4 protein-coding genes and 1 pseudogene are annotated in these 4469 nt (G+C 65.0%); all 5 read right to left on the minus strand.

From position 1 onward, the window contains the following. The coding region (locus Y707_RS29740) for a Rho termination factor N-terminal domain-containing protein (RefSeq protein WP_173401456.1) at nucleotides 1–583 on the minus strand (583 nt) is incomplete at its 3' end. 267 nt (nucleotides 584–850) lie between these two features. Then, nucleotides 851–1825 (minus strand): homoserine kinase, encoded by a 975-nt coding sequence (thrB, locus tag Y707_RS0110095; protein WP_026534994.1) that lies wholly within the window; start codon nucleotides 1823–1825, stop codon nucleotides 851–853. An 11-nt stretch (nucleotides 1826–1836) separates the two neighbouring features. Next, entirely contained in the window at nucleotides 1837–2937 is a 1101-nt protein-coding gene (gene thrC / locus Y707_RS0110100) for a threonine synthase (RefSeq protein ID WP_026534995.1), read from the minus strand. Then, entirely contained in the window at nucleotides 2938–4266 is a 1329-nt protein-coding gene (locus Y707_RS0110105) for a homoserine dehydrogenase (protein WP_026534996.1), read from the minus strand. It lies immediately after the preceding gene. A gap of 9 nt (nucleotides 4267–4275) precedes the next feature. Further along, nucleotides 4276–4469, minus strand: a pseudogene (locus tag Y707_RS24970) (diaminopimelate decarboxylase); the annotation flags it as partial.

The following is a 4469-nucleotide window of genomic DNA, read 5'->3' on the forward strand; positions in this document are numbered from 1 at the left end:
CGCGGCGGTTGCCGCCGTCGTTCCTGTCGCCCTCGGAAGGAGCTGACTTCGGGGCAGCGGGGGCTTCGGTCCTGGACGTGTCCTGCTCGCTGGACTGCTCGGAGCCGGTGGCGACGAGGCCATCGCTACCGGCGCGGCGGTTGCGGTTCCGGGTGCGGGGGGCACGTTGGCCGCCGTCGCTGGACTCGCTTCCGCCCTGCTGATCCGGCCCCTTGCCGGACTTGTCCCGGTCTGCCTTGGCTGCAGTCTGGTCCTCGGCCGCCTGCGGCGCGGCAGCCGGGGATCCACCCTGGCTGCCGTTGCTGTCGGCGGTGCCGTTGCTCTCAGACGTGCCATTTGCGGCTGCGCCGGACTTGGCCGGCTTCGCCTCGCGGTCTGCGACTGCGCCTCCGCGCTGATGATTGGAAATAGCCGTCACCAGGTCGCCTTTGCGCATCCTGGAACCGCCGGTAATGCCGAGCTGCCCGGCCAGAGCCTGCAGCTGCGCAAGCTTCAGGCCGGCGAGGCCATTACTTTTGTTGCCCTCAGCAGGGGCAGTGTCTTTGTCCACACCTGCTGTAGACAGGTCAGTGGTTTCTGTCACGAAGGATCCCTTCCCCCTCGATGGCGATCCTGGAGAAGGATCGCGGATTGTGCCCTGGCGCCGGTCAGATATGCAGCCAGAGTTCGGGTTTGAATAACAAAGCCGATTGATTCGTCAAACACCTTGCCGAAGGCGATTGCCTGCAGTGGCGCAAAGAGCACATGCTGAACGTTGCGCATTCCATGACAGGCCTAGAAAGGTGGCACCTCAGATCGGTCACCTGATCGTTGCGGGTTGAGACCCTCATTCCAGAATGACTGACGGTTATTACCGTTGGTGCACTTCCACTTTAGCACCTTCACCGGCAACTTTCAGTTCATTCACGCGCCAGTCTTGTGCCGTGCCGGACGATTCCAGCATTTCCAGAAGCGCAGCGGCGGCCGCTTCCGCCTGCTGAGGTCCGTCCGTCAAGGTCAGTACAGTTGGGCCCGCACCGGAGATCGTCGACGCGAAACCCTTCGCACGCATTCCCTGCATCAGCGTGGCGCTGGGAAGCATGGCAGAGGCCCGGTAGCCCTGGTGCAGACTGTCCTCGGTGCCCTCCAGCAGATAGGACGGATCCTTGGTGAGGGCATGCACCAGCAAAGCGGTCCGACCGGAGTTGGCTGTCGCGCTCTGGTGCGAGACCGAATGCGGCAGTAGGGCCCGTGCGGTGTCGGTTGACAGCGCACTGGCGGGAATGGCGACGACGGGAATCACCTGCGGCAAAACATCCACCTTGACGGTCCGGTAGCCCGTGCCAGCGTGCCACGAAATCGCGAGTCCCCCGTTCAACGAAGGGGCCACATTGTCCGGATGGCCCTCCAGATCCGAACACAACTGCAGCACCTGTCCGTCACTGAGCCGGGCGGTTTCGGGCAGCAGCGCGTTCGCCGCCAGTGCTCCGGAGACGATCGCCGCCGCAGATGATCCCAAACCGCGTCCGTGCGGAATGGCGTTTTCGGCCCGCAGTTCAATGCCGGGAGAGGTCCAGCCGGCCTGCTCCCACAGCTTCATCATCACCTGAACCACAAGGTGGGTGTCGTCGGCCGGGACGCTGTCCGCTCCTTCGCCGGCGACGTCGATCCTCACGGGTTCCGCTTCCGGCGCTTCGTGGGTGCTGACCACCAGCGTGTCGTACAGCCCAAGGGCGAGACCCAACGTGTCGAAGCCCGGACCCACGTTGCCGCTGCTGCCCGGAACCTGCACGGTGACCTGTTGTCCACCGGCGACCTGGGCGCTTGGCGCGCTAAGCGTGCTCATCGAAATCCCATTCATTCCAAGCCCAATGCGGAGGCAACGCTGACGACGTCGAAATCAACCCGCACCGGTTCGACGTCGCTGCCGTCGGCGTTGCGCAGTGCCCACTGCGGATCTTTGAGACCGTGTCCGGTCACTGTCACGACGATCGTTTTCGACTCCGGAACTTCACCGGCGGCGTGCTTCTTGAGCAGTCCGGCCACGCTGGCGGCGGAGCCTGGTTCGACAAACACGCCTTCCCGGGCCGAAAGCCAGCGGTGTGCCTGCAGGATTTCTTCATCGGTGACCGAGTCGATCAGCCCGCCGGACTCGTCCCGGGCGGCAATGGCCGAATCCCACGAGGCCGGGTTACCGATCCGGATGGCAGTGGCGATGGTGTCCGGTTCCGTCACCGGATGTCCGAGCACCAGCGGTGCGGAGCCTGCCGCCTGGAAGCCCCACAGCGTAGGCGTTTTCGTCGATACCGGGTCCAGGGTGCGGCCGTCGTCCGTTTCCCACGGCTGCGAGTACTCCTGGTAGCCCTTCCAGTACGCGGTGATGTTTCCGGCGTTGCCGACGGGCATCACGTGGATATCGGGGGCGTCGCCGAGATAGTCCACAACTTCGAAGGCTGCTGTTTTCTGGCCTTGGATGCGCGCCGGATTGACGGAATTCACCAGGAAGACCGGGTAGGCCTCAGCCAGTTTGCGGGCCACCTCGAGGCAGTTGTCGAAGTTGCCGTTGACCTGCAGCAACGTCGCGCCGTGGGCGATCGCCTGGCTCAGCTTGCCCATCGCGATATTGCCCTCGGGCACCAGCACCGCACACGTAAGTCCGGCCTGCGTGGCGTAGGCCGCGGCCGATGCGGAGGTGTTTCCGGTCGAGGCGCAGACCACTGCCTTGGCGCCGGATTCGACGGCGGCGGTGATCGCCATCGTCATCCCGCGGTCCTTGAACGAACCCGTCGGATTCATTCCTTCGACCTTGAGGTAGACGTCCGAACCGGTCAGGTTCGACAGCGCGGGGGCATGGACCAACGGGGTGCCGCCTTCGCCGAGCGTGATCACCCGGGTCTGTTCGGTGACCGGCAAACGTTCGGCGTATTCGCGGATTACCCCGCGCCACTGGTGCGCCACTTAGACTCCTTCAACCCGCAGAACGGATGTAACGGCATTAACCGGTTCGAGCTGTTTGACCGCCTCGACGGTCCTGGACAAGGCGGCGTCACGTCCGCGGTGCGTGACGATCCGCAGCTCCGCAGTCGGCTTCGCTTCCGGGTCGGCTGAGGCCGCAGCGACCCCTGAGGTGTGGGGGTGCATGCTTTGACGCATGGTCTCAATCGAAACTCCGTGGTCGGCGAAGACCTGGGCGATTTTGGCCAGCACCCCGGACTCGTCGGCCACATCGAGTCCGATGTAGTAACTCGTCTCCACGGTGCCGATACCGCGCGATGGCAACCGGGCGGCGGCGCTTTCGGTCCGGCCGGGACCGCCAAGCACAATACGCCGTGCGGCCGAAACCACGTCACCCAGGACAGCGGAAGCAGTCGGTGTTCCACCGGCACCCTGACCGTAGAACATCAGCTCACCGGCGGATTCAGCTTCGACGAAGACGGCGTTGAAGGCACCGTGCACGGCGGCCAGCGGATGCTCTCGTGGCAGCAGTGTCGGATGAACCCGCACGCTGACGCCGCTTCCGCCGTCGTCCTGCAGTTCACAGATGGCCAGGAGTTTAATCACATAGCCCGCATCCTTGGCGGCCGCGATGTCGTCGGCGGTCACCGAGGTGATGCCCTCGCAGTGCACCTCGGAGCGCGGGAAACGGGTATGGAATGCCAGCGAGGCCAGGATCGCACCCTTGGCCGCAGCGTCGTGGCCCTCGATGTCCGCCGTCGGGTCCGCCTCCGCATAGCCGAGCGCCTTGGCATCGGCCAGCGCGTCGTCGAACTGCGCTCCGGTGGTGTCCATCTGGTCCAGGATGTAGTTCGTGGTGCCGTTGACGATGCCGAGCACGCGGGTGATTTTGTCGCCGGCCAGGCTGTCGCGGATCGGCCGCAGAATCGGGATCGCGCCGGCGACGGCGGCCTCGAAGGACAGCTGTACGCCCGCCGCATCGGCCTTTTCATACAGTGTCGGACCGTCCTCGGCCAGCAGCGCCTTGTTGCCGGTCACCACCGACGCTCCGTGTCCAATTGCGGAAAGCATGAGGGTGCGCGCGGGTTCGATGCCGCCCATCAGCTCGATCACGATGTCCGCGTCCTGCACCAGCGATTCGGCGTCCGTGGTGAACAGTGACTTGTCCAGTTCGACTTCACGGTCGGCGTCGAGATTCCGTACGGCGATGCCGGCCAGCTCGAGTCGCGCACCCACCCGGTCGGTGAGCGCGTCGGTGTCGTCCCTCAAAATGCGTGCGACCTGTGAGCCGACGCTGCCGCACCCCAGCAGGGCTACCTTCAGTGTGTCCATATCCAGCTCCTATCCGCAGTCCCGTGCCAGCAGGTCTTGTTCAGTTTCGCCCCGGATGATCAGCCGCGCGGCGCCGTCTTTCACGGCGATGACCGGCGGGCGGGCGATGTAGTTGTAATTGCTTGCCAGAGCCCAGCAGTATGCCCCGGTGCCCGGTACCGCGAGCAGGTCCCCGCCGGCGGCATCGGCCGGCAGGTAAACGT

Origin of the sequence: Arthrobacter sp. H14, assembly GCF_000520495.1 — a bacterium.
Taxonomy (GTDB): Bacteria; Actinomycetota; Actinomycetes; order Actinomycetales; family Micrococcaceae; genus Arthrobacter_C.

Excerpts from the sequence above, each read along its gene's own strand:
- thrB (WP_026534994.1), bottom strand. The coding sequence starts at position 1,825 with ATGAGCACGCTTAGCGCGCCAAGCGCCCAGGTCGCCGGTGGACAACAG.
- Y707_RS0110105 (WP_026534996.1), bottom strand. The coding sequence starts at position 4,266 with ATGGACACACTGAAGGTAGCCCTGCTGGGGTGCGGCAGCGTCGGCTCA.